Annotated in this window: 17 protein-coding genes; 7 read left to right on the top strand and 10 right to left on the bottom strand. The window is 55.6% G+C overall.

The features are described 5' to 3' along the window. The first annotated feature begins 23 nt into the window (after positions 1-23). The 3 genes from HDF15_RS21115 (at position 24) to HDF15_RS21105 (ending at position 2,493) form a co-directional block, all read left to right on the top strand. A complete protein-coding gene (locus HDF15_RS21115; protein ID WP_184259195.1) occupies positions 24-1,232 on the top strand; it encodes an acetate/propionate family kinase in 1,209 nt (402 codons plus the stop codon). Between the two features lie 103 nt (positions 1,233-1,335). Further along, positions 1,336-1,815 (top strand): hypothetical protein, encoded by a 480-nt coding sequence (locus tag HDF15_RS21110; RefSeq protein WP_184259193.1) that lies wholly within the window; start codon positions 1,336-1,338, stop codon positions 1,813-1,815. Between the two features lie 144 nt (positions 1,816-1,959). After that, positions 1,960-2,493: a hypothetical protein gene (locus HDF15_RS21105; protein WP_184259191.1), complete on the top strand. Its 534-nt coding sequence runs from the start codon at positions 1,960-1,962 to the stop codon at positions 2,491-2,493. A gap of 121 nt (positions 2,494-2,614) precedes the next feature. On the opposite strand, the gene HDF15_RS21100 is transcribed toward HDF15_RS21105, so the two are convergent. The 5 genes from HDF15_RS21100 to HDF15_RS21080 all read right to left on the bottom strand — a co-directional run bounded on the left by HDF15_RS21100 (position 2,615) and on the right by HDF15_RS21080 (position 10,188). After that, complete coding sequence (locus HDF15_RS21100) at positions 2,615-3,145, bottom strand: phage tail protein (RefSeq protein ID WP_184259189.1); 531 nt, start codon at positions 3,143-3,145, stop codon at positions 2,615-2,617. A 51-nt stretch (positions 3,146-3,196) separates the two neighbouring features. After that, on the bottom strand, positions 3,197-3,715 hold the full coding sequence (locus HDF15_RS21095) for a phage tail protein (RefSeq protein ID WP_184259187.1): 519 nt from the start codon (positions 3,713-3,715) through the stop codon (positions 3,197-3,199). Between the two features lie 8 nt (positions 3,716-3,723). Beyond that, positions 3,724-4,224 (bottom strand): phage tail protein, encoded by a 501-nt coding sequence (locus HDF15_RS21090; protein ID WP_184259185.1) that lies wholly within the window; start codon positions 4,222-4,224, stop codon positions 3,724-3,726. Positions 4,225-4,328: 104 nt separating this feature from the next. After that, entirely contained in the window at positions 4,329-5,672 is a 1,344-nt protein-coding gene (locus HDF15_RS21085) for a hypothetical protein (protein WP_184259183.1), read from the bottom strand. A 22-nt stretch (positions 5,673-5,694) separates the two neighbouring features. Next, positions 5,695-10,188, bottom strand: coding sequence for an FG-GAP repeat protein (locus tag HDF15_RS21080; RefSeq protein WP_184259181.1), 4,494 nt, complete (start codon positions 10,186-10,188; stop codon positions 5,695-5,697). 292 nt (positions 10,189-10,480) lie between these two features. Here HDF15_RS21080 and HDF15_RS21075 point away from each other — a divergent pair, with 292 nt between their 5' ends. After that, positions 10,481-11,065: a DUF6916 family protein gene (locus tag HDF15_RS21075; protein WP_184259179.1), complete on the top strand. Its 585-nt coding sequence runs from the start codon at positions 10,481-10,483 to the stop codon at positions 11,063-11,065. 60 nt (positions 11,066-11,125) lie between these two features. On the opposite strand, the gene HDF15_RS21070 is transcribed toward HDF15_RS21075, so the two are convergent. After that, a complete protein-coding gene (locus tag HDF15_RS21070; RefSeq protein ID WP_184259177.1) occupies positions 11,126-11,974 on the bottom strand; it encodes a GNAT family N-acetyltransferase in 849 nt (282 codons plus the stop codon). Positions 11,975-12,445: 471 nt separating this feature from the next. On the opposite strand from HDF15_RS21070, the gene HDF15_RS21065 reads away from it, so the two are divergent. Beyond that, positions 12,446-13,942, top strand: a complete 1,497-nt coding sequence (locus HDF15_RS21065) for a TPR end-of-group domain-containing protein (protein ID WP_184259175.1) — start codon at positions 12,446-12,448, stop codon at positions 13,940-13,942. A 110-nt stretch (positions 13,943-14,052) separates the two neighbouring features. Here the strand turns inward: HDF15_RS21065 and HDF15_RS21060 are convergent, their stop codons facing one another. Beyond that, positions 14,053-15,624 carry an amidase gene (locus HDF15_RS21060; protein ID WP_184259173.1) on the bottom strand — a complete coding sequence of 524 codons (1,572 nt, stop codon included), beginning with the start codon at positions 15,622-15,624 and terminating at the stop codon, positions 14,053-14,055. 89 nt (positions 15,625-15,713) lie between these two features. Here HDF15_RS21060 and HDF15_RS21055 point away from each other — a divergent pair, with 89 nt between their 5' ends. Next, on the top strand, positions 15,714-16,721 hold the full coding sequence (locus tag HDF15_RS21055; protein WP_184259171.1) for an EamA family transporter: 1,008 nt from the start codon (positions 15,714-15,716) through the stop codon (positions 16,719-16,721). On the opposite strand, the gene HDF15_RS21050 is transcribed toward HDF15_RS21055, so the two are convergent. Together HDF15_RS21050 and HDF15_RS21045 are read right to left on the bottom strand one after the other, a co-directional pair. Further along, complete coding sequence (locus HDF15_RS21050) at positions 16,687-18,315, bottom strand: amidase (RefSeq protein WP_184259169.1); 1,629 nt, start codon at positions 18,313-18,315, stop codon at positions 16,687-16,689. The genes HDF15_RS21055 and HDF15_RS21050 overlap by 35 nt on opposite strands. Positions 18,316-18,364: 49 nt before the next feature. Then, entirely contained in the window at positions 18,365-19,939 is a 1,575-nt protein-coding gene (locus HDF15_RS21045) for an amidase (protein ID WP_184259167.1), read from the bottom strand. A 462-nt stretch (positions 19,940-20,401) separates the two neighbouring features. Between HDF15_RS21045 and HDF15_RS21040 the strand changes: the two genes are divergently transcribed. Further along, complete coding sequence (locus HDF15_RS21040) at positions 20,402-24,328, top strand: TonB-dependent receptor (RefSeq protein WP_184259165.1); 3,927 nt, start codon at positions 20,402-20,404, stop codon at positions 24,326-24,328. Between the two features lie 474 nt (positions 24,329-24,802). Here HDF15_RS21040 and HDF15_RS21035 read toward each other — a convergent pair whose 3' ends face one another. Further along, the gene (locus HDF15_RS21035) at positions 24,803-25,942 is read right to left on the bottom strand and encodes a cysteine desulfurase family protein (protein WP_184259164.1); all 1,140 of its coding nucleotides are present in this window, start codon (positions 25,940-25,942) and stop codon (positions 24,803-24,805) included. Positions 25,943-25,949: the final 7 nt, after the last annotated feature.

The following is a 25,949-nucleotide window of genomic DNA, read 5'->3' as shown; positions in this document are numbered from 1 at the left end:
TCGCGCACTCGCATCCAATGTTTATGGCCATCGCATTGGTTTTTAATCCGGGCAGCAATTCACTGAAATTCGAGCTACTCGAACTGGATGAGAAGCAACATACAGCTTCACAGACAACAAAGCTGGCCAGTGCAGCGCTCGATGATATCGGCAAAGAGGCCAACCTTTCGGTCTACAGAGGCCGAGAGGTTATCTCCGAACGCGATGCCAACGTTACAGACATGAAATCCGCGGTTCGGACAGCCCTGAGCTGGATACGTGAGCAAGACGAACTATCCCACAAGCTGGAACAACTGACGTTCACCGCCGTACGCGTAGTGCATGGTGGATCGAAATATAAGAGTGCCGTGCGCGTTACGGAGAACGTCCGGAGCGACATCGCAGCCCTGGAGGAACTGGCGCCACTGCATAACAAAAGCTCGCTCGACATCCTTGATGTCTTAGCCGAAAAGCTCCCTGGCATACCGGCATTTGCAACGTTTGACACGGTCTTTCATCACACGTTGCCGGAGAGAGCATGGCGTTACCCGATCGAGCGCGAAACGGCAGACCGTCATGGAATTCGCAAATTTGGCTTTCACGGAGTTTCGCATCGCTACATGCTGGAGCATTATGCGTACACCATCGGCAAACGCCCGGATGAGCTTTCTCTCATAACGCTGCATCTGGAGAGCGGATCCTCCGCCTGTGCGATCGCCTCCGGAAGATCCGTAGACACGACCATGGGATTTACGCCACTGGAAGGGCTGATGATGGGCTCCCGCTCCGGAAGTATCGATCCAGCCATCATTCCCTACCTGATGCAGAAGGAGTCCAAAAGCGGAGAAGAGATTTTGACTCTGCTCAACAAGCGCTCCGGGCTTCGCGGGATCGCGGGTGGATCGCTCGATACGCGAGAGCTCGTAAAACGCAGCGATCCCGCAGCAAAGCTTGCGCTCGAAATGTTCAGCTATCGAGTTCGCCTGGCAGTAGGAGCTTATCTTGCAGCTCTTGGTACAGCGGACGCCATCCTCTTTGGCGGTGGTATCGGCGAAGATTCTCCCTGGCTACGCGAAGAGGTGTGCGTCGGCTTGGGAAGATGGGGTCTCGAACTCGATCATGAGGCCAATCGTTCGATTGCAGGCATGGTTCGGATTTCGACGGAAGGCTCACGGCTACAGGCCTGGGCCATTCCTGCGGAAGAAGGCCTGCAGATCGCACATGAATGCATGCTGGCGCTGATAAAAGGCTGATTCCTCCAGACAACGCTTCACCTGCCGGAATCAATGCTGCGGTCAGAATGAAAATTGACCGCAGTGCAGCCTTGCCGAAGCTTGGCTCGACTAATCTGATCGCATGTTGGCGTTAAGAAAGCTCTTCCCTGTCCAGGCAATCTTCTTCCTGATATCTCTTTGCGTGTTGCCGGCGTATGCCCAGGCCCACTCGGACTTCTCCGGCCTATGGAAGCAGGACAATGCGCACAGCATCCCTGCACGCTCCGGCGACACCACCCTGCGCATCGAGCACCACGATCCCGAGTTGACGGTCGAGACCACAACGCTTCGTACCCTTCTCCCGAAGCAGCATGCCCTCCAGCACTACACCACGGACGGCAAAGAGTCCGTCACGACCGGAGCCGACGGTGACAGTTTTCACACGCAGATCGCCTGGCGCGACCAGGCTCTTGTCTTCACCATCGTCGAGCACGAAGATGGCCGCATCATCGACACCACAGAGATCTGGAGCCTGGCCGATAACGGAAACACGCTGAAGCGTATCCGCCAAAGCTCTAAATCTAAAGGCGAACAGACGATCCTTTATACCCATGTGCATTAGGACTCAGGGCAACCTTTCCCGATTATTTCCATTCTCATTTAGTTGCGCGCTAGTTCAGGCAAGCGCTTAAGATCTCTGAACGCGGATGCCGCCGTGTCCAATTACGTCTTAAGGAACCGCACCAAAGAGAAAGAAGGTTCCAGTATGTTTGGATTGAAAGCGTTATTGGGTGGAACAGCGTTATTTGCAGCCCTGGCCTTTGCGCCAGCGAGTCAGGCACAGGTTGTTATCGGCATAGGCGGCCCTCCCCCAGTCTGCCCCTACGGCTACTACGAATATCCCCCTTATTCCTGCGCTCCAGGCGGTTTTTATGGGCCGGGCTATTTCTATAACGGCATCTTCCTAGGTGTTGGCCCGTGGGCTAACTGGGGCTACGGCCATGGCTGGGGCGGTCATCGCTTCGGTGGCGGTGGCGGCGGCCGCTATGTTCCCGGACGTGGTGGGTACGGTCGCGGCGGATATGGTGGCGGACGCGGCGGATATAGAGGCGGCTATCGCGGTGGGGCCGTACACGGTGGCGGTGGCCATGTCGGTGGTGGACGTCCTGGTGGCGGCGGCGGTGGACGCCCTGGTGGCGGTGGCGGACGTCCCGGTGGCGGTGGTGGACACGCTGGAGGTGGTGGCGGACATGCTGGTGGCGGCGGAGGCGGTCACGCCGGCGGTGGTGGACATCGCTAAAGCCAGGCGGCTGGATCAAACAACAAGCGGCGAAGCTTATAGCTTCGCCGCTCGTTGTTTAATGACATCTATACCGCAAGTAGTCTATTGCGCAGCCCAGAGATACTCCCCGAGCACTTACTTACGAGCGCGCCGGAAAAATTCCTCGTAGCGAAATACAGTAATTCAATGTAAGGTACGGCATCATGTTGTTGTGCCCCTGTGAGCCGCCACCAGGCCCTACGCTGGTAACGGTCATCGTGGCTCCAGGAGTTGCTGAGTCTGCATAGACGTCTGCAGCCCCTCTGCCTGTGGCTCCCAGCACAGTAGTAGGCGAAGGTGCAGGAGCTCTTCCATCTCCCGCATCTACAGGCAAGGTGTGGGTGTGTCCTGGCATCTCCGCCAGAGTAAGAGTCACCGTCTCAGAGCCAGCTGTTTCTCCGATAACGTATGGAGACAGTCCGGGCCCCTGTCCCTGGCCGACAGGGATCTGGCCCTGCAGGTTTGGCAGCCCAAAGGTTGATTTCCCATCACCGCCGAACTGAGTGCCAAGAAGCGAAAAGAGCGCGGTATTCTGGGAAATAGGCATTAACTGCCCCTGGCACTGGGCCCATCCCACGGGCGCAAAATTGAAGCCGAAGATCTCGATTTCGCCGACAAAGGGTGATGACATAAGAAGACTCCTTACTCAAATAACTTTTAATTCCCCTCGCGATAAAACAAGCTAGTTGCGCGAGGGGAAGATACCCGCCAAAGCTATGCAGAAATTGAGGACAAGATAAGGTGACTGGTTCGCATGGGGCTGGCTGCCGCCCGTAAGACTGGAACCTGGGCCCAATGTCGTCGCGGCACTGGGCGAAGGAGAGAAATAAATACTGCTCGCCGAGGTAGCCGGAAAACTGCCAACGGGTGTTGGACGATTGCCGGTTACGGTCGAACACGCCGGAAGGTGCGTGTGCAGGGGCAATTCAGTGGCTAAGAGAACATGATTCGCTTCGCCTGCCTTCTGCCCCAGCATATAAGAAGTTCCTGATGGCGCAATCCCCATGGACAGCGCGCATAATCCCTGGAGATTGGGTAAGGCGAAGTTGTTAATTCCGTTGCCTCCATAAGTCGTTCCCAGGAGGGAGAATAAAGCCGAGCTTTGGCTAATTGGCAGTAACTGGCCATTGCAAAGAGCCCAGCCTTTGGGGGCAAAGTTATAGGGAAACGGCTGAATCTGTCCGAGAAAAGGTGTGCTCATAAAGATCCTTAATTCTGGCTGGGGAAGACGCCGAATAGGCTGATGATGTAGTTGACGCAGAGATAAGGCTGTAGATTGTCGTGCGGGAGACTAGAGCCTGTCTGCGTAAGGATGGCGCCGGAAGCGGCAGTACCATTGGCCACAGGACCATATTGGTCTACAGTCGAAGTCGCAAAGACAGCCCCAGAGGGGGAACCTGTATTGCCATCCCCATTCTGGGCTGCAATCGAATGTCTATGAGCCGCCATGGTCTGCATCGTCACGGTTACATTTTCAGTTCCGGCAAGTTGACCTATAACAAAACCTGCGCCTTGATGGACAGGCGTCCGGCCGCGCAGATCGGGCAGACCAAAGGTCTGGACGCCGTCGCCGCCGTAGGTCGTGCCAATAAGGATGAACAATACTTCATACTCACTGATTGATAAGAGTGACCCATCACACACCAGCCAACCCACGGGCGCAAAGTTGAAGCCTACAGCCCGTATCTCTCCAACGTAAGACTGTGCCATTTGTTGCTCCTGATTCAAGCCTCATGGATTTACTCACGCGGCTCATTTGTAGTTTTGCTTCTGAACTTCACTTTGCGTAGCCGGAGGTTACAGCAGCTCTGGAACTAGCGCGGATTAACTCCAATGCCAACCGGCATGCTAAGCCCAGTCGGAGAATGGCGCTGCACCGAACCGGCACTATTAAGTACCGACACGCTGTTATCACCGCTGTTGCTGATCCAGGCATTGCCCATAAGATCGAAAGCAATGCCGGTAGGAGCCACGAAGAATCCCGCGGTGTTGTAAGGCGAACCGGCAACGACACTGCCGGCAGCAGTAAGGCGGCTCACCGAATTTCCGGTCTTGTTCGTAATCCAGGGACCGCCCGAGGCGTCGATTGCGATCGCCGAAGCTCCGGATAGGCTGGCTGCAAACGGAGAACCCAGTACAGGTGTGCCGCTATGTGAGAGTTCGGTTACCGCGGCTCCAGTGCCATTCGCAACCCACACGTTGCCGGAAGCATCCGCGGCCAGGGCTGCGGGAGCGCTGATTCCACCGCTCGTAAAGTTCACGGCGATCGTGAAGTCGTTAGGCTGAAGGATGAGCCCCGACGGAAAAGCCGCGCCATCAGGGCCTGGAAGAGTGTAGAGCGCACCCACGTTGAATCCGGGATGCTGTGCAATGTCCATGGCCGCAGCTATCGTGTCCGAAGGAGCTGCTCCGGTACCGGGATTCACGCTGGAAAAGAGCTTTCCGCAATTCGTAGTCGGAGTGCCGGCTGCACCACCGGCAGAGTTAACACAGGACGCCAGAATATTGGAGAGTGTATAAATCTCCGACGAAGGCACCGAAGTACCCGCTGGCAAAGCGGCTCCTGGCGACGATCCTTTCGTAATATCAACGAGCGTATTGACATCCACAAAGGCGTTCGTCAGACCGGTGACGTTTGACGCGGGTGCGCCAACATTGGCGAAGCCGGTCATAAAGGGCGACAGAGCCCATACCGAAGCGACGGTAGTCACTTCGTTGAGCCAGACGAAAGGAATAGAGGCAAGGTCACTGCACGGCCCCAGGGCAACCATCAAGGCAAGGTTTGGATTGTTGCCGGCTCCCGCATCTCCCTGCGTCGCGGTGAGATAAATCAGTTGCGACCCCGAAGTGCAGGTAAAGTCACCGCCAATGCTGAAGTTGCCGGAAGAGTCCGTCTTGACGACGGAAGAGATGAGCGGCGTCGCTGCCGAACCATAACCGCTGGAACCAGCCGCATAGAGCTGAAGGATGGCCCCGACGATCGGCTGCTGGCCACCATGCACGTTGCCATGCACAGCGACACCTTGAACTGGAATAGGACCAGAGCCCATTCCCGCTCCCGTGCTGCAGCCGGTGAGTACCCCGCTGGCTGCCAGGGTCAGGGCTAGAACGAAGGTTGTACGCTCCATCGTCTGTCGTGTTGTCTTCAGGATTCGCATCGTATTCTCCTGCTTCTAAGGCTTAGGGCCGTGTTCCGAGCGTGTTGTTGAGGGTGCCGGTAACCGTAGGCGTTGTAACCGGAGCGGCCCCGCCGATGATCTTGGTCACAGAACCGTTGCCGCCGTTGCTGATCCAGACCGAACCAGAGTTGTCGACGATGATGCCGGTCGGCGCACTGATCAATCCGCCCTTATATCCCGTACTCGGCGTCACCGCAGCTCCTGACGAATCAAGCACGCTGACAGTGTTATTTCCATTTGCGACCCAGATCATGCCCAGGCCGTCGATAGCCAGCGAGGTCGGCGAGCTGACTCCGGCAGCGGCATTTCCCGATACCGTGATCGCCGTGCCGACGCTTGTAAACCCGATGACGGAGTTTGTACCGTTAGCGACCGCCCAGACATTGCCTGCATGATCGAAGGCCACAGCGCCAAGCATTCCAACCCCGCCTGCTGTGCCAATAGCCCCGGTAGAGTTACCGACACTATTGACTGGAACTAACGTATCGTTCGCATTGATCAGCCAGATCGATTCTGCAATAACGTCGATGTTCACCGATAGCGCTACGCCTGTCCCGCCATTCGCCGAAGTCGGCGCTCCTGAGCTGAAGGTCAGGTTGCCGCCGATGGTTCCCAACACATCAACCGTGAAGCTGCAGCTCGTATTCGCAGCCAGCGTTGCGCCACTTAGAGAGATCGTGCTACCCCCAGAGGCGGCTGTCACCGTTCCTCCGCTGCAGGTAGTGGAAGCTCCATTCGGAAGACCAACAATAAGTCCTGCAGGCAGGGTGTCTGTAAGGGCAACGCCCGTCAGACTGGTGCCTCCGTTGGGATTGCTCAAAACGTAAGTGAGTGAAGTCGTACCCCCCAGGAAGATCGACGATGTGCCCGGAGTCACCGACACCAGGGTAGGAGGTTTATTCACCGTCAGCATAGCCGAACCCGATAGACCGAGTCCTCCGTTTTGCGCGCTGATGGGGCCGGAGTTAACCACATAGACTGAAGGGGCGCTGGCGACGACATTGACCGAGACGGTGCAATTGGCGCCTGCCGCCAGCGTCGCGCCACTGATGATGATTGCATTGCCGCCAGCGGCTGCGGTCGGCGGCGTACCACCGCAGGTATTGATGAGACCGTTGGGCGTGGTGATGACCATCTGCGTCGGAAGAATATCGACAAGGCTGATTCCGGTAAGGGCTGTCGTGGTGTTGGGGTTCGAGATCTGGAACGTCAAAGCCACAACCTGGTTGACCCCCGCCGTATTGGGGACAAAGGCTTGGACCATCGTTGGCGGACCGACGACCGTGGTCGAATCGGTTCCGACCCCACTGGCTGCCCCTCCCCCGCTCACCGCAACGGCATTGCTATACACCCCAATATTCGTCCCGCTGACGCTGACCGTAAGAGTGATTGCAGGAAGAGAGGAACCGGTCGCGAGCACGGTGGTGGTAGTGCAGGTCAAGGTACCCAGAACACAATTCCATCCTGTACCGCTCATGGCCGCTGCGGTAAAGCCGCTGGGCAGTGTATCTACCACCGTCACCGTGCCGGAGGTCGAAGCGTTGCCGCTGTTGGCTACAGACAGGGTGTAGTTGTTCCCGGTTGAGCCCGCGATAAAGCTACCGAGGTGGGTGCTGGTGACCTTCAGGATCGGCGAAGTTACAGAAAAGCTCGCTGAAACACTGGTGCCATCCACAGTAACCGTAGCCGTACCGGAGGCAGTCGTGGGTGTGCTCGTAGTGATCGTCGCATTGGGGTCGAGTGCAGTGGCAGAGGAGTTCACCGTTGCGCTGCCCTGTGTGATCGTCAGCGTTGCAGGAACGTTTAAGTAGGCTGCGTCCTGTGCCTTCGTATAAGTGGTGCCCCCCGAATCCTGGCCCAGGCTGCCCGTCGCGATGACATTGGTGCCGGAGGCAGGCGTGGTGCTGTTGAGCGAGATCACCAGCGTCGTGTAGGGCGTGAGTGTCAGTGTTCCCAGGTTTGCCCCGGCTGTATCGCAGCCAGTTCCAGTGGCTGGTCCGTTGCAGCCCCACCAGTTATCTGTGGCATTGACTGCCGCTGCGGGGTTATCCCCGGCAGAGCCATCGCCAAGCCCCGTGTGTGTTCCCGCAGTATTGCCCTGAATGCGCGAGTAATGCATGTTCAAGGTGTTGCCGGCCATACCGGACTGAACAAAGATTCCTCCACCATCGGTACTCGCATGGTTGGAGGTAAATGTGCCGGAGGTGATCGTACCGATCTGGTTGCTGGCATCAAAGAACAGGCCGCCACCGGAAGCACCGGAAGTATTGTTCCTAAGTGTCGAAGCAGTAATGGCTAGCCCGGTATTTGTATAAACACCGCCGCCGGAGTCCGTCGCCTGGTTGCCTGAAATGACACTGCCATTGATGATCGCCGACTGGACACTCGACGTCTCCTGTTCGTAAAAGATGCCGCCGCCCTGGCCGAAGGCAGCTGAATCACCGCTATTCACAGAAACCAGGGCCTTATTATTAGCGACCGTTGTGGCATTCAGGATCAGCGGTACACCTGTAGTGATGTAAAGACCACCACCCTCTTCAGGGGTAGAGTTCCCGAGCACAACGCAATTGTCCAGTTCTACCGTCCCCGTGCCGTCATTAGTCGCATCAAAGGCTGCAATCGCACCGCCAGGACCCCAGGGAGCAGTGCTGTTTTGAAGAGTGGAGTTCGTAATCGTAAGGTTACCGCCACCATCCGCATCCCAATCCAGGATGCCGCCGTAAAAATCAAAGGCGCCATTGTTGAAGTTGCTATTGTTTTTCGCATTCTGTAGCGTGACCCCGGAGATGAAGGTATCGAAGATGGTCTGGCCTACATTGATACCGGAGTTGATGGAAAAAATCTTGTCGTTCTGCTGGCCATCGATAACAGTGCCGCCTGCCCCTGCACCAACAAGGTTTACCGGACCGGTGATCTCAATGTGGTAGGAAAGATCCGCCCCTTGATCTGTATAGCTCGTGTTGTTCGTCAGCTTATAGGTCCCAGCGGGCAGGTTTACCGTGTCGATCTTGCCGCTGCTGATATTCGAAGCCGAATCCTTGTTGGCCAGATCCATGGCGTCGCGCAGCGAGCAAGTGATACTCGTTGTGCAGCGACCCGCTGTGGATAAGTTATCGAAAGAGTCGGCGGTGGTATTTACCGTATAAATCTTATTGACCGTAGGCAGCGTCGGCGCAACATTTGGGCTCGCGGTGCCGTCGGCGATGACCACACCCTGGCGGGCATCCGGGCTCACTCGCACGGCAACGGCCGCCGTAGCACGGTTGCTCGTGGAGTCAAGGGTGACAGACGGTGTCGTCTTCACCGTTGCGCCGGACGTATCGATAGCGTGCCGTACCGTGACGTACTCCGAACCGGAGAGCACAAGTAAATCGTCGCCGCCGCTTCCACTCAAGCGAGCATGCAGCATAATGGGCGTTGCACCACCGGAGCCCACACTGTTCAGCGTCTCCACCTCTGCCCAGCCAAGCCCTGCGGGGCCAGGAGTCGCGACCACCTTCGAACGATTTCGCCGGCCTGCCAGCGACTCCGCCTGCGTAACGACGCTGCTGTCGACGCCGTTCCGCGCCAGTAGATGCAACGTTGCCGCGGAATCAAGCACTGCAAGCTGCGCATAGCCACGACGGTCATACACAAACGACCCGGCACTGATGGCAGCAGCGTTGGTCACCGGCAGACTCTGGAATTTTGCAGTACCTGCCACGATCGAAGGGCCATCGGCCAGCAATAACTTGCCACCGGCAATCACAGCAATATCCGGAGTTTGATGGCCATTGGCGGAGATCGCTTCAAGAACACTGGCAGCCTCAGGCAGCGCCAACGAGGCGCGCGCAGAACCGTCTGCGGCCATCACCTGTAAGACACAGTCTCCCGCTCCGCCGCATACGCTGGCAACCAGAAAGCTGGGCCCGTCAGAGGTACGCAAGGTACTAAGAGCCGTAATCGTTCCCTGCACAGGCAGGGCCTGGGGTTTGGAGAATCCGCCATGACCATCTCCCAGAAGAACGTAAATGGAACTGCCGCCGCGCGCCGCAACCACGATATCGATCGTTCCATTGCCATTGATGTCGGCAGCCTTCAGGAAGTCTGGCTGTACGGGCAATTCAGTCACCTGTCCGCTTTGGACAAAGGGACTCACCAACTCACCACGCTGCATGGCCGCCCAGTCAGAGGCAGACGGCGCCGTTGCCGACGACGATCCACGCTGGAGCGTGAGTGCGCCACCACTTGAGGTGCTGTAACCCGTAACCAGGTCCTGAGTTCCATCGCCATCGAAGTCCGCCAGCGCCAGTGAAATACCGCTGCGGCCCGCCGCGAGCTTCGCGCGCAGCGCCTTGGTCCCGCCACTCAGGGTCTGCGGCAGCGTGCGCTCGGCACTGCGATGCACCGAACTGTACTGCGTCTGCTGCGCATTCGCAATGCTACCGGAAAAAACTAGAACCCCTGAAGCAACGAGACAGAGAGATGCAAGACGAGGCATTCCAACGGAGAACATAATGCACTCCAAACGTAACGAAAAATCGGGTCAACTAAGACCACGGGCCCATGGAGCGAAGAAAAATTCATTGATCTTAATGAAGAGTCAATAAGAACACGGTTCCTCCGAAAGAGAAACTGTGTTCAACACTTCTTCCGAAACTTTATCAATCGAGAGTCGAGTGCAACTGTACTACCGGAATGTAAATTTCAGCAAGAAGAAAGCGGACTCAAACGAAAAAATTATTCCTCGTGCAATCAACATCATTGCGAGTAGGATTGAAAAACTTTACAACCCTTAGAGGTGCACCATGCCTAGCCGCCGCAATTTTCTTGCTGCTGCAGCCGCTGCTATGACCGGCGCTGCCCTGCCCCACTCGCTGTTTGCTGAACGTTTGGGCGGTGATGTCTTCACTAACGCCAGCCTCGGAGCCTATACCCAAGGGCTCCTAACCCAGACCACCTTTGAGAAACACCTGGGTTCCGTCTTCACCGCGTTTCTCGAGAACAACGCCGTCGGTTACCTGCTCCTGCAAAAAGTCGATGGACTTCAAGCAAGCACGACCGCCACAAACCCATCCTTGCCAACAGCCAATTCGCTCCAACCCGCGGCTACCCTCGCGACACAACACACCGTAGCCGCCGCACAGCAACAAATGACCGCCTTCCATCTCACCTTCAGCACAAGCGCCGTCTTCAACCAGGGAACCTATCTGCTCGATCACGGCATTCTCGGACGGTTCGCTGCGTTTCTTGTTCCCGGAGATGCAGTCAAAGGCAGCGGAACCTGCGGCGCGACCTTCTGCTATCTCGCAAATGACGCGATCAAACCCTCCGTCCCATCGCCTGCACTCCCGGTCTCTCTCCGCATGAGCCCTGGCACATTTACCAATTAGCTCCCCTAAACCCGCTGCAAGTTCAATCAAGCGGTTGCCTTTCCTTCTCAAGGCGACCGCTTAGCTACGAGGCACCATTCGATTGAATACAGCCTCATACTTCATCCCTTGGGCGTCTCGCTCAATCGGGACCAGAAAGATCGTCATAGCCTCGCCATGCTCGGGAGTCAGGTCCGCACAGGCATCCGGAAAAGCGGGAGTAAGCGGTCCTCGAAAGTAGATGACGAAGCTGTCACCAGAATCCAGCGCCGGCCCACCCTTCGGCAACGGCAAGCCTTTCACGTCTTCCACCAGCAGATCGGCTACCACCCCGTCCAGACCCTGCGCTTTCATCCTGCGACCAATCAACGTTCGAAAATAAGCCCCGGTAAACCCCTGCTCAACCTTCTCCCCCTCTGTTGCTGCAAAAGCAAACTGAGGCCTGCCTGTCTCGTCGATCGACTTCTGCGCGTGAAGCTCCATGGCGATATACATCCCGTCGCCACCGGTACGGACAAATCCCAATCGCTCATAGAGCCGCTGCGCCGGATTGTTGAATCGAACAGAGAGACGCAGCGGTAGTTGCGCAGCAGTAGCGCGGACACAAAGCTCCTGGAGAAAGTGCCCGCCCAATCCCTGTCCGCGATAGGCACTCAGGATGGCTATATCTACCAGCCAGATCTCGCTCTCACTCTCATTCACCAGCATGCGCCCGATGCGCGTCGTACCGTTCCAGAAAATCTGGTCGACGGCATGCGGAAACTGTGTCGCATATCCGCTCTGCTGTGCTTGAAACTGCATAGCGAGTAGCTGTGCAAGCGTCGGCTCCGGCAGCCCGAGAGAAACAAAATCTACGGAGCGAACATCGTTATACAGGTCAGCAAGAAAGGCTTGATCCTCAGATGTCGCCAGCTTCAAAACAATATTCATAGGTTTTATGACTGTATCTCGACTTTTTAGTCACGGTCTTGCTCGTTGTTTTCATCGATACCTTCCTGAGATTTATTCGTAAAGTAAATGCTTGACGGTAGACATAACCTTTGGTACACCCATATACAGGTCCTTTCATCTCTACGACCGTTTCTCAGGTTCCCAAGTAACTGACGTCTTCCCTCTGCAACGCTTGCGTTGACGGAGTTGACACAGCTATCTACAGGAGGCCCCACCACGATGCATCCTTCATCGTTTCAAGATTGTGGAATGCCCCTTCCTCCGGAATGGCCGAGAGAACGGCTCGATTCGTGGAAAGAGGTTGCGTCGTTCTTCAGAAGAGAAGTTCGCACCGTCCAGCTATGGGAAAAGCGAGAGGGCCTGCCGGTTCGGCGTCAGCACCATAGCAAATTAGGCAGCATCTATGCCTACCGCCGTGAACTGGAACAATGGTGGATTGCTCGCTCTGCCATGAATTCTACGTATGGCAAACAGGCGTCCCAGGAACTACACACCCAGCAAGCCGAAGCCCCGACAAGTTCGCCTGAAACTACTGCGGCAAGCTATCCGCGTATTCTTGCCTTGCCCTTCGAGCTAGTCCACACAGCCGCAGACCGCATCATGCAGCGCCAGACGATGGATCGCTTCATCCATAGTCTCCGCGACGAACTTACCGCCGAACTGGCTCGCACCCAGTTACATACCATCATCCTTCCCGCCAAAGCGCTTCCCTCGCCCGGCACCAGCAGCCTGAGCTTTATGAAGACCGTCGCAAAGGAGTTCTCTGTCGACCTCTTCCTGAGCGGAACGATGCGCCATTCAGGTAATCAGATACGGGTCTTTGTGCAGCTCATCGATGGTTCCGATCTGCGATGTCTCTGGTCGGACCGCTTCGATTGCGAACAACAGGGGTTCCTGACGTCGCAGTCATCGCTGGCCTCGCGCATTATCTCTGGAATACCGCAGCAAACGTTTCATCGAACCAAACCCGCTCCACTCGAACCTTCCGTAACTCACTCCCTCGCCGAACAGGCATGCAGGATAGGCCTTCACTTCTGGAACCAGCGCAGCCGCGCAACACTGATGAAGGCGATCGGATACTTCAAGGATGCCCTGGAGATCGATCCCCAGTGCGCTCTCGCCTATGCCGGCATGGCAAACTCGTATGTCTCCATGTCCTATAACCACCTGTTACCCGCGCGTCAGGCCGCGGTCAATGCCTATGAAGCTGTACAGACGGCGATCAAGCTCGATAGAAGTTCTTTAACCGTCCGCAATGCCCTTATCAATGTATTGACGAACTGCACCTGGGAGTGGTCGAAGGCGGAGCAGGAATGCAAGCAGCTCGTTGATTCGGGACTGATGAATGGAAGAACGATCCAGCTTTATTCCAGCCTGATGGGATCGCAGGGACGCCACGAAGAAGCTATCAGTCTTGCCCTTCATGCTCACCGCCTCGAGCCGCTCGCACCGCCCGTGAACAACCAGGTATCTTTGGCATACTTCTATGGCGGCGACTATGAGAGTGCCCTTTCTTTTATTCGACGCACGGTTGAATTAGAACCCCAATACATCATGGGATACGCCATGCTCGGTCGCATCGAATCCGAGCGTGGCAACTGGACCGACGCGATGGCGGCCTTCAACCGGGCCGTAGAAGTATCGAACCACTCTCTCTACAGCCAGGCACTCCTGGCCTATGCTCATGCGGGTAGTGGCGATGCACCCAGGGCCAATGAAATCCTCAACGGGCTCAAGAGCCGAAGTAACGATGCCTGCTTCCCTGCCTACGATATCTCGGCAGTACACGCTATCCTCAATCAAAAAGAACAGGCACTGGAAAGCCTCTCCAGAGCCTATGAAGTAAGAGATATGAAGACCATTTTTATCAAGCAGGACCCAAGGTTTTTTAACCTGCGAGATACACCTGGATTTCATGAAATTGCATCGTCCAACTACCAGATGTAACTGAAATCCGTTCCTGCTGTAAGTAGGTCTGCAATAAGAGCATCCTGATAGCTCAGAAAGCATGAACGGCGGGACCAAAGTCCCGCCCCGTCATGCCGCGGAAGATACAGTTATATCTTCCGCGTAACCGGTGGAACCACCATATCGGGACTTAGAGCGGGACGTTTGGTGTGCCATTGCGTGGCCTGCTCATAGGCATTGGCAAGTGCAAGTACCTTGCCTTCCGAGAAACGCGGTCCGGCAATCATCAACCCGATAGGCAAACCGCTTGCTGAAAATCCACACGGAATAGAAATTGCAGGCAGTCCAAAGATATTGAACGGCGTGCAATTGGAGATGACCTCGGGCTCCAGGGGTTTGATCTCCTCCTCCCGGTTGAGCGCATCGTTGATCGTCCGCGGCAGAATACGCATCGTAGGCAGCGCAACGACATCGAAGTTGGTAAAGGCATCGTCAATGCTCTTGCGCGTGAGAATAAGCTGCCAGTTCGAAGTCACATAATCGACGACCTTCTCAGAGCACGGCTCCGAAGTGACGTCATCCATCGCTTTCTGCGCGGTTTGCAGACTCTGGCGCACCCCCAGCGAATACCGCTGCGCGTTCCGTCGAAACAGTTCAAGATGATAAGCCTCCCGCTCACCACCCAACGCCAGCGCACTGAAACCCGCCGTGCTCGGCAGATGGCACTCGGTCGTACTCTTGGTTAGTTTCGACAGCACTTCTATCGCTGCATCGATCGCCTTCGATGTCTCAGGATCCAGGAGATCGTAGAAGGGAGCTCTCGGTATTCCCAACCGTATGGAAGAAACAGGCTGCTTCATCGAAGCGACATAATCTTCCTTGGGATGGTCCACACTGGCGACGTCACGTTTGTCGTAGCCGGTCATGTGGTTCAGCATCATCGCTGCATCCTCCACGGTCTTGGTCATAGGACCACAGTGATCGAGCGAATAGGTTAAAGGAATAATGCCGCGAATCGAAACAAGACCATAAGTAGGCTTCAGACCGACGATGCTGCAATAGGCTGCCGGCATTCGAACAGATCCACCCGTATCCGTTCCAAGTGCTCCATAGGCCAGATCAGAAATCACGGCCGCCGCGGAGCCACCGGAAGAACCCGCAGGAATGTGGTCCAGCGCCCATGGATTGCGAACCGGCCCAAAGTAAGTCGAAGCGGAAGATCCCCCCGAAGCAAACTCATGCATATTTGCCTTACCCAGGATGACGGCGCCCGCCTCTTTCAAACGCAGCACAACTTCCGCATCCTGCTCCGGAATCCGGTCATCGAAGACTTCACTGGCGGCAGTCGTTCGTGTCCCCGCAGTATCGATATTGTCTTTCAGGACAATAGGAATTCCGTGTAATGGACTACGAAACTTACCCGCCTTCGCCTCGGCATCCAATTTTGCAGCCTGCGCCAATGCTTCAGCATGCATTACCGTGATAAATGCATTTACCTTGGGGTTATAGATCTTGATGCGATCCAGCAAGGCTTGCGTCAACTGCGTCGAAGTCACGCTCCCAGCATGAATGCGCTTCGAAGCCTCGCTCAAAGTAAGACTTGTAAGTTCTTTGTCCCCATCACCGCTCATGCCAAAGGCCTGTTGTAGAGGCGCTCCGGCTTGTAATGCGGCGACACCGGCACTCATAACGACAAACTCACGACGGTTAATCATCTTCATCTATATCCCTCATCACTGTTCTCTCGTACAAAATATTTGCAGGCAAGCGAAATAGGATGAAAACCTATTTTTAGTTGATAAAATCAAATATGCTCATCAAGCGCGTGTCCGCTTATGCCGCTGTCTATCTGCTATGGGGTGGCTCGTACCTGGCAGTACGTCTTGTGGTGCAAGTGATTCCACCGATGCTGGCAGCGTCCATTCGTTACATCCTGAGCGGATTGATTCTACTTTTGTTGAGCCTTGTCATAAGGGGAAGTATCCTTCCCAGTCGTCGCCAGATTTTGAATAGTGTCCTCAGCGGTATAGCGATGTTCGCCTTCGGTTATGCTGTCGTGTTCTGGGCGGAGGTTCACCTCACCTCCTGGCTCGTCGCAGTTCTTATCTCCACTACTTCCCTATGGACTTATCTGGGTGAATGCCTGGTCCTGCGCACCAACTGCCTCAGAGCGCGTGTTCTGATTCCATTGATCATGGGCATGGCAGGCATGCCCTTTCTAGTAGGAGCTACCTTTCATCGCGGCCAAATGCTTTCTGCCATTGCTGCAGGCGCCGTTCTCGTCGCTGCCTTTGTATGGTCCGCGGGAACACTGACTCTCAAAGCAATAGAGCTGCCATCTTCACCTCTTCAGACGGCTGGCTTGCAATTGACCTCTTCAGGATCTTTGTTGCTGGCTATCTCGCGTGCTCTGCATGAAGGGGCACATCTTCCATCGATCGGCCAGATGTTCAGTTATCAACCACTCTTAGGTATGACCTATCTCGTGCTGGGTGGATCTGTCGTTGGCTTTACGGCCTTCCATTGGCTCCTCTCACACGAGCCTGCCTCTCTTGTCTCAACGGCAGCCTATGTCAATCCGATCGTAGCCATGATGCTGGGGATTGGCCTTGTCCATGAAAGATGCTCTCCTATGCAGATCGTGGGAGCAGCGACAATTCTTGCGAGCGTTATTCTAGTCTGGCGAGCGCAAAGAATACCGACGGAGAGTAAGAGCCGAAAGGATATAGCAAATGCCACATCCTTCCGGCCCTACCTTGGTGAAGACGACACATTACCGGACACTATTTATTCTCCGGGCTCGACTTACTCTCAATAATGGGTGGGACTACGGTTTCGGCCGTCAGCGGCGGCTGTTTCTTATGCCACTGGGTAGCTTGCTGATAGGCATAGGCAAGGGCTAACACCTTTCCTTCCGTGAAATGTGGACCGGCAATCATCAGTCCGATCGGCATCCCGCTTTCAGTAAATCCGCATGGCAGAGAGATAGCTGGAACCCCATAAGCATCAAAGGGAGAAGTATTCATGCAACCGCCGCCTGGAGCGAACCAGTCATAGACCTTACCTCCAGCAGCGCCTCCTGCCCCTCCCCCAAACCCGCCGCCCTTAGCTTCAACGGCAAGCGAGTCATTGATCTTGGGTGCCAGTAGCCTGGTCGTCGGAACAACCACCAGGTCGAAGTCCTTGAACGACGAGTCGATCATGCGGCGGGTCGTCATCAACTTTTGGTGTGCTCGCGCAGCATCGGCAGCCGTAGGCACCTTCGTTCCCGGCGGCGGATTCTCGAGCTTCTCAAAGCGGGCACGAGTCGGCGGCATATAGTTCAAGCCATACTTCTCAATCAGATCATGATGATAGAAATCGGCATCACCTGTACCAGCGCCAGGGCTGCCATCCCAGAGGGGAGCGCTTGAAGTAACGCCCGCTGTTAGTTTTGTAAGCACCTCAAGCGCCGCTTTTACAGCTTTATCGATCTCCGGATCGAGGTGGTCATAGAATGATTGCGGCGTGCCCAGGCGGAAGCTGGAGACCGGCTGCTTCATGGCCTTTACATAATCCTCGGGAGTACTGGGAACGCTAAAGATATCCAGGCTGTCATAGCCCGTCATCTGGCCCAGCATCAGTGCCACATCTTCTACCGTACGTGCCATAGGTCCGCAGTGGTCGAGATCGGCGGTACAGGGAATAATGCCTCGGATCGAGACCAGTCCAACCGTCGGCTTCAAGCCGACGATGCCGCACCATGCGGACGGACACCGGATGCTGCCTCCCGTATCAGTCCCCAATGCACCATAGACAAGAGCAGCTGACACCGCAGCTCCGGAACCTGCCGACGATCCACCCGTTACATATTCCAGAGACCAGGGGTTCCTGGTCGGCCCAAAGTAGGAGATATCCCCCGTACATCCAAGAGCAAATTCGTGGAGATTCAACTTACCCAGAATAATGGCTCCCGCCCCCTTCAGCCTGCGTACGATGTCGGCGTCTTCCGTCGGGACACGGTCCTTAAACATGGGGCTTGCAGCCGTAGTTCTCGTGCCCGCAGTGTCGATATTGTCCTTCAACGCAATGGGGATTCCATGCAGCGGCCCGCGAAATTTATTAGCCTTCTGCTCCGCATCCAGTTGCGCAGCCTGCGCCAGCGCTTCCTTCGCCATCACCGTGACATAACAATTGACCTTGGGGTTATAGACATTGATCCGGTCCAGCAGGGCTTTGACAAGCTGGGTCGAAGTAATGGTTTTATTGTGAACCATCTCCGAAACTTCAGTCAGACTCATGGCGGCTAACTTATCGGCATCCGCAGCCTCACCGGCTGCAGGTTGCGCCAGCATCGGCCAGTTCCCCAAAAGCGTCTCCGCAACCACTGCACCGCCGGCTAATATGCCAAATCCACGTCGTGTAATCTTCATCTTTTCGTACGCTCCTTTTGCTTGTTGAGCCTTTTAGGTTGTACCTGCGCTACAAATGAGTAATAAGCGGCGGGACAGGGGTATCCGGTGTCAACGGCGGCTTTTGCTTATGCCAGGGAGTTGCCCTTTCATACGCATTAGCAAGAGCAAACACTCTGGACTCCGAAAAATGCGGCCCACAGATCATCAAGCCGACGGGCAAGCCTTCTTTGCTGAACCCACAAGGAATCGTCAACGAGGGAATGCCATAGGCGTTATAAGTCCCGACGCTGGATCCACCACCAGGTGAACCCACGCCTCCCGTCATCACAGCGTTTGTAGGACCAGCCAGCAGCTGCAGATTTCTCTTGATCATGTCGTCCAGTACTGGCGCCGTCGTCTTCTGAGTCGGCAACAGAACAAGATCGAAGTCGGTGAAAGCATCGTCTATCGTTCGACGAAGCATCTCGAGCTCCCAGCGAAGCCGGATGTAATCCTCCGCCCTCGGATGCGCTTCGACCTCTGCCTCAAGCCTGCGCCTATCGATCGGCTGATACCGCGATGCCTGCAGCTTGAAGAACTGCTCATGATAAGCATAGGTTTCACCAAAGGTAGCGAAGTTCTGGTACGACACCTCATTGGTAGAAGGCAGGCTGACCTCCTTCACACCTTTTGTCATCTTGGCGAGTAAGTCGATCGCCGTCTGAACAATCTGACCTACCTCTTCATTGACACCATCGAAGGCGCCCACGGGAACTCCCAGTCTCAAACCTGCGATGGGCTGCTTCATGCCCGCCACATAATCTTCTTTCGCATGATCGACGCTGGTGATATCCAACTTGTCGTATCCCGCCAGAGTATTCAGCATGATGGCTGCATCTTCTACCGTCCTGGTGATCGGGCCACAGTGATCTAGCGACACAACAAGAGGAGCAATTCCACGGATCGGCACAAGGCCATAGGTGGGCTTGATCCCTACAACTCCGCAAAACGAACCGGGATTGCGAATAGAACCGGCGGTATCTGTACCTAACGATCCATAGCAAAGATCGGCTGACATGGCGGCACCGGAACCTGACGAAGATCCCCCCGTGTTGTGATCCAGCGCCCACGGATTCCGTGCCGGACCAAAGAAGGAAACATCCCCAGCGCCCATGGCAAACTCATGCAGATTCGTCTTACCGATAATCACGGCACCGGCAGCCTTCAGACGAGCCGTAACCGGCGCATCTTCCATCGGAACTCGGTCTTGAAACACACCGCTCGCCGCTGTCGTTCTCGTACCGGCCGTATCGATATTGTCCTTAAGCGCAACAGGGATTCCATGCAGGGGCCCGCGCAGCTTCCCTGCCTTCTGTTCTGCATCCAGCATCGCGGCCTGGGCAAGCGCCTTATCCCGCATCACGGTGATGAAGCAGTCCAACTTAGGCCCATAGATTCCTATGCGTTCCAGGCAGGCGTGGGTCAACTGAGTAGAGGTAACAGTCCCCGCACGAATTTTGGCGCTTGCTTCGGCCAGAGTGAGAGCCGTTAGATCCGTGGCAGAGGACTCTGCGGCAAGAGCGAACAGTTTTCTGCCAAGGGTGTGCGCAGCCAATAGTCCTGCAGCTCCGAGAGTAAAGTCCCGCCTTGTAACCATTGCCATGATTAGCTCTCTTTATCTATTTGGAATCGGAAAGATAAGGGATACAAGCACCCTTCACGGGGCTACTTGATATTTGCAGCGGCTAGCAGCTTCCTATTTTGGATTACTCGGCGAGCGTAACGGCAACACGCGAACCTCACAAGCGAAATAGAGCGAAATCCATGATGATACTGAAGCTCTAACGAGCTAACGTCCGGAAACCTACCATTTCCTAGGCATTTCGTACCTTTTCGCTTTAACGCGTCCGCAATACGTGGGATTATCAACTCGTCTCAGAATAAAAATTCAGAACAACCCATAGTTGCCGGGACTATCGCAAGATGGCCACGGTTCTGTCTATACAGTCTGTTCCTTCCGATGACTTCTCATCGAGATTTAAACGGAACAGCGGTCGTGTACCTAAAGCCAGAGCATATCGGAGGCCATCAGGCCTACATTCCACAATATTTTGGAGACCTATCAATGATTCGTATGCAACGTTTTTATCTGCCGCTCCTGTTTGTGTTTGTCCTGCTGCTCTCCTCCCGGATGGATTGTCAACAGTCGACTACCTCCGTTCGAGGCTCCATTACCGATGCAACAGGCGCAGCGATTCCCGGTGCAACGGTCGATCTGATGGATAAGGTCGCCAATGTTCATAAAACAATGGTGAGCGACGAAAAAGGCGACTATCAGTTCCAACAACTTGTGCCAGGAAAATATGGAATTACCGTCTCCTCTCCGGGAATGGGTAAGACGGAGAAACTTGTGGAATTGCTCGTCGCGCAGCCTGCAACCGTCAATTTCGCATTGTCCGTATCGGACACGACGACAGTCAGCGTGGAAGCCACAGAGGCCGCACTCAACACGACCGACGCCACCATCGGTAACTCCGTGAACAGTGCCACAGTTGAAGCTCTTCCGATGGAAGGCCGCAACGTACCCGACCTGCTCAGCCTTCAACCTGGCGTCCTCTACCTGGGGCACAACCTCACCCAGGCAAACGAAGACAGCCGCAGCGGTGTAGTGGCGGGTGCACGCTCCGACCAGGGCAACGTCACGCTGGATGGACTGGACAATAACGATCAGGTTACCGGACTAGCCTTCAATGGCGTTCTTCGCTCTACTCTGGACTCGGTGGAAGAGTTTCGCGTTACCACCACAGGCAATAATGCCGACTCCGGCCGCACATCCGGAGCCCAGGTGAACGTGGTTACAAAAGCAGGCACGAATAAATTTACTGGAAGCTTTTACGAGTACAACCGAAATACCGATCTCTCAGCCAATGACTGGTTTAACAAGCAGTCCCAGGCTTTGGAGCACATACCGAACCAGGCCGGTAAGCTCATCCGCAACACCTTCGGCGTGGCAGTAGGTGGCCCAATCGTCAAGGACAAGCTATTTTTCTTTGGGAACTACGAGAGTCAGCGTACAGCGGAAAATCAGCAAATCACGACCACGGTACCTACCGCGGCATTGCGCAGCGGGATACTCCAATACACCACGGGCGATGCAACGGGAAGCAACGTCGTAGGCCAGGTGGGAACCGGCACGTATCTCGCCCAACTCACACCTGCTCAGTTTGCCGTACTTGATCCTAACTGTACGGCAAGCTGCCCCTGGGGGCATGGTGTAGATCCCAATGTCATTGCCCTCGCGAACCAGTTTCCCCTTCCCAACACTCCTGGAGGAGACACCTATAACACCTCAGGCTTCACCTGGTCCGCACCGAACCCAACCAACCTCAACACAGGCATTATGCGGCTCGATTATGTGATCAGCCAGAAGCACCGCCTCTTCTTCCGTGCCGACCTTCAGGATGACAAACAACTCTCTCCGCCCGCCTTTCCCACGTTCGGAGCACCCGGCTACTTTTCTCCAGTAGCGCAACCCCCCTCAGACATTCACAGCGACGGCACCAAGGGGTTCGCTATCGGTGAAACATGGATGGTCTCGAATAACCTGATCAACAACGTACGCTTTGGGTATACACGCCAAAGCTACTCCGATCAGGGCCCTGGGAAGACCGCCTACACCACACCGACGGTCATAGGTCTTCCCTTTTCGACAGCACGTACTCAGATCATCCTCGTCCCCTTCTACAACCTGATCGACGACCTCACCTGGACAAAGAACTCCCATAACTTCCAGTTCGGCATCAATTACCGTTTGGTTGAAGATGGCATTGCGACCGATTCAAAATCGTATAGTTCCGCTACTGCCAGCTCGGGTGAAAACTTCGATGCTATCTCCAACACCGGACAAACTCTTGATCCTGCCTCACCAGAGGGCATAGCGGCTAACTACGCTCCCGTCATCTCCTCCTTCGGCTCTTCCTATAGCAGTCTTGCGATGGGCGTAGCAGGCGTCGTAGCCTCGGAGTCTATCGCCTACCAATACCATGCCAATGGCGATGGCACGGCCAGCCTCCTGCCCAAGGGAGCCTTGGTCCAACGTAACTTCAAAGCCAATGAATTTGAGTATTACTTCCAAGACCAATGGAGAGCGACATCGAAGTTCACGCTCACCTACGGCATACGTCACACCATCCTGCAAACTCCTTACGAGGTTCATGGCCAGCAGGTGCAACCCAGCATCAGCCTGCACGACTGGTTCAATACACGTGTTTCGCAGGCCGCTCTAGGCATCGTCGATCAGCCTAACTTCACCTTCGCCCCCTCCGGAAAAGCGAACGGCGGAAAACCGTTCTTCCCCATGAACTGGAAGAATTTCTCTCCGCGTCTGGGACTCGCCTACGCAATCGATAGCAAGACATCGATCCGCGCCGGCTTTGGCCTCTACTTCGATCACTTCGGTGAAGGTGTAGTGCGTAACTTCTCGGAGCTGGGTTCGTATGGTCTCGGCGGTTCAGAGTCCACACCGGCAGGCTTCTTCAGTCCGGACACGGCCCCACGCTTCACCAGCATCACGACCCTGCCGACTTATTCTCCAAGCATCCTGCCTCCCAGCCTCCTGCCTGCGCCTGCGGCAAAGATCACTTATCCTTACGCGCCGCCCGCATCCGGCCAGGCCTTTGCGTGGGCCATGGACGACAAGCTTCCGACTCCCTACTCCTACACGATGAATCTGGACGTACAGCGCGAGTTGCCCAAGGGATTTGTTCTGGAAGCCGCCTATGTAGGCCGTATAGGACGGCACCTGATCGTACAGCGCGACTTGGGAATGCCTCTTGATCTGGTCGACCCAAAAAGTGGCATGGACTACTTCACGGCTGCTTCCCTCCTGGAGAAGCAGGCCTACGCCAACGGCAGCAAGGGAGTCCCCACAGCCAGCGTCGCGAAGATCCCCTACTGGGAGAATCTCTTCCCCGATGCAGCAGGAGCCTCAGGCTCTCCCCAGGCCTCCATACCGTGCCCCAAAACAGTCTGCCAGCCTGGAAATTCAGCCACGCAGAATATCTACAACCAGTACAAAGCGCAGCCGCTGAACGCGACGGACGACCTGAATCTTATGGACACGCTTTGCTCCCCAGGCTGCGGAGGACAGTTGTATCGCTACTATAACGGCGCCTTCAGCTCACTCTATGCCGATAGCACCATCGGCTTCAGCACCTATGACGCAGGACAATTGATTCTCCGTCATGCCATGTCCCATGGCCTGCAGATGGACTTCAGCTATACCTACTCGAGAGCGATCGATATTGGCTCCGATACGGAACGTACCTGCACCAGTTGCACGGCCATAGGTACGACGGCGGATGCCTCCACCGGCGTTCTCATCAACTCCTTCAACCCCTCTCTCAATAAGGGCGTGGCCGATTTCGATACCACGCATATCATCACCACAGACGCTGTCTACAAGCTCCCCTTCGGAAGAGGACAAGCCTTCCTGAACAGTCCAAGTGGATGGGTTGACGCGATCTTTGGTGGGTGGCAGCTCAACGGTCTCGGACGCTGGACCAGCGGCCTGCCCTTCGGCCTCCAGATCTCCGGTGGATGGATGACAGCATGGCCGAAGCAAAGCTATACGATTCAAACGGCTCCACTAGGAGCCCTTGCCCCAAAGAAGACCAAAATCAATGGCGTGCGTTCCCCTAACGTCTTTCCGAACGCAACGGCCTTGGTGGCTGGCATCTCTGGACTTGTCGGTGGGAACACAGGCACCACGCCCCTGCGCTATCCTCTACCGGGCGAGGTCGGCCAACGTAACAAGTACAGGGGCGATGGATACTTCGGAGCGGACACCGGCCTGATGAAGACGTGGAGAATTACCGATAGTCAGGGCCTCAAATTCGACTGGGAGGTCTTCAACGTGACCAATGCAGTGCGCTTCGATACCAACCCTGTTACCTCGCTCAAGAACTCGGTAGGCACCGGGACCCTGGGCCAATACACCCATACGCTCAGCCAGCCGCGTATCCAGCAGATCTCACTGCGGTACATCTTTTAGATTGTTTCTCTGCCCTTGCAACTTGGGGACGCCAGCTAAGGCTGGCGTCCATTTTTTGGCTTTGACTTATTCGTGAGGGCCTCATCTTCAATATCCGAAAACCGGCAACTTACTGATGTAGAAATATTTATTGCTGAAGACAACAACCCCTCCAACCAACCCGACATCGAAGAGAGTATGAGAAAATTTACGCTTGGCTTGCTCCTCCTTCTCTTCCTTGCGCCGCTAGCTGCTCCAGCGAACGCACAAGTTGTTATTGCGGTTGGACATCGCCATCACCGTCATTACCACCATTACCGGCATCATCGTTACGACCGTCGCTAGGTCTTTGGGCCACGAATGAAAGTTCGGGAAGTATTTATGGATGGGTACGCGCTGAGCTAGTCACCGCTCGACATCCGGATCTCTTTCCTGCGTTTAGAACGCCGTACCTTTTACTTGAAGAGGTACGGCTCTTCGCTTAACCAGAAGACCTTATTTCGATCGAGTAAGAGAATGAATCGCGTCCCGTATCGTCAGCGCGACCCTGCTTAACTCCTCGGCAGTCGTACTCTCGCTCAAGGTAAACCTCACAGCCGTTTGAGCGATCGCAGGCTCCAGTCCCATCGCCAGAAGCACATGCGATGGACGATCTGCTCCGGCAGCACAGGCCGATCCACTCGAACAGATGATCTCGTGCTCTTCCAGATAGAGCAGCACAGCCTCGCCGCTCGTCTCCGGAAAACAGAACGACGCACTGCCCGGCAGACGCTTCACAGAGTCGCCAGTCAAGATCGCACTCGGAACAAAGGAGAGCACAGCAGCAATAAAATCATCGCGAAGTTTACTGAGCCGTTGCGCGCTCTCAAGCCTTGAGGTCTCAGCCATCTGAAAGGCTTTGGCCAAGGCTACAGCCCCCGCAACGCTCTCCGTCCCCGACCGGCGACCGCGTTCCTGCCCACCGCCATGCAACACCGGCTCAATCGTCAGCCGGCCTCGCAGGTAGAGCAGTCCCGTTCCCTTCGGCGCGCCGAACTTGTGGCCTGAAAGACTCAGAGCGTCCACACCGAGATTGCCAATATTCAGATCGAGCGCCCCGGCGGCCTGCACCGCATCTGTATGAATGGGAACACCGGCAGCATGCGCTATTCCGGCGAGCTCCTGGATAGGCTGAATCGTTCCTACCTCGTTATTAGCCAGCATGATGGAGCACAGCGTCGTGTCCGGACGAATCGCTGCAGCCGCGTGCTCAAGCGAGATAAGACCCTGTCGATCGACCGGCAAGTAGGTGATCTCAAAACCATGATGGCGATGCAGATAGCCACAGGACTCCAACACTGCCTCATGCTCAATCGTTGAAGTCACAATATGGCGGCATCGCGGAGCAGCCAATGCAATACCTTTGATCGCGAGGTTATCGGCCTCAGTGCCACCCGAGGTAAAGATGATCTCGCTGGCCCGGCAGCCGAGTAATTGCGCAATCGTTGCGCGTGCTGCTTTCAGAGCCTGGGCCGCTGCCTCGCCCAACGAATGATGGCTCGAAGGGTTGCCAAACTCCGCAGTCAGATAGGGCCACATCGCCTCGATCACCTCGCGGCGGACTGCTGTTGTCGCTGCCGAATCGAGATAGATCACAAGCCAT

The sequence above is a fragment of the Granulicella mallensis genome, assembly GCF_014203225.1.
In the GTDB taxonomy this organism is placed as follows: Bacteria; Acidobacteriota; Terriglobia; order Terriglobales; family Acidobacteriaceae; genus Granulicella; species Granulicella mallensis_A.
This window is presented reverse-complemented; position numbering and strand designations above follow the sequence as displayed.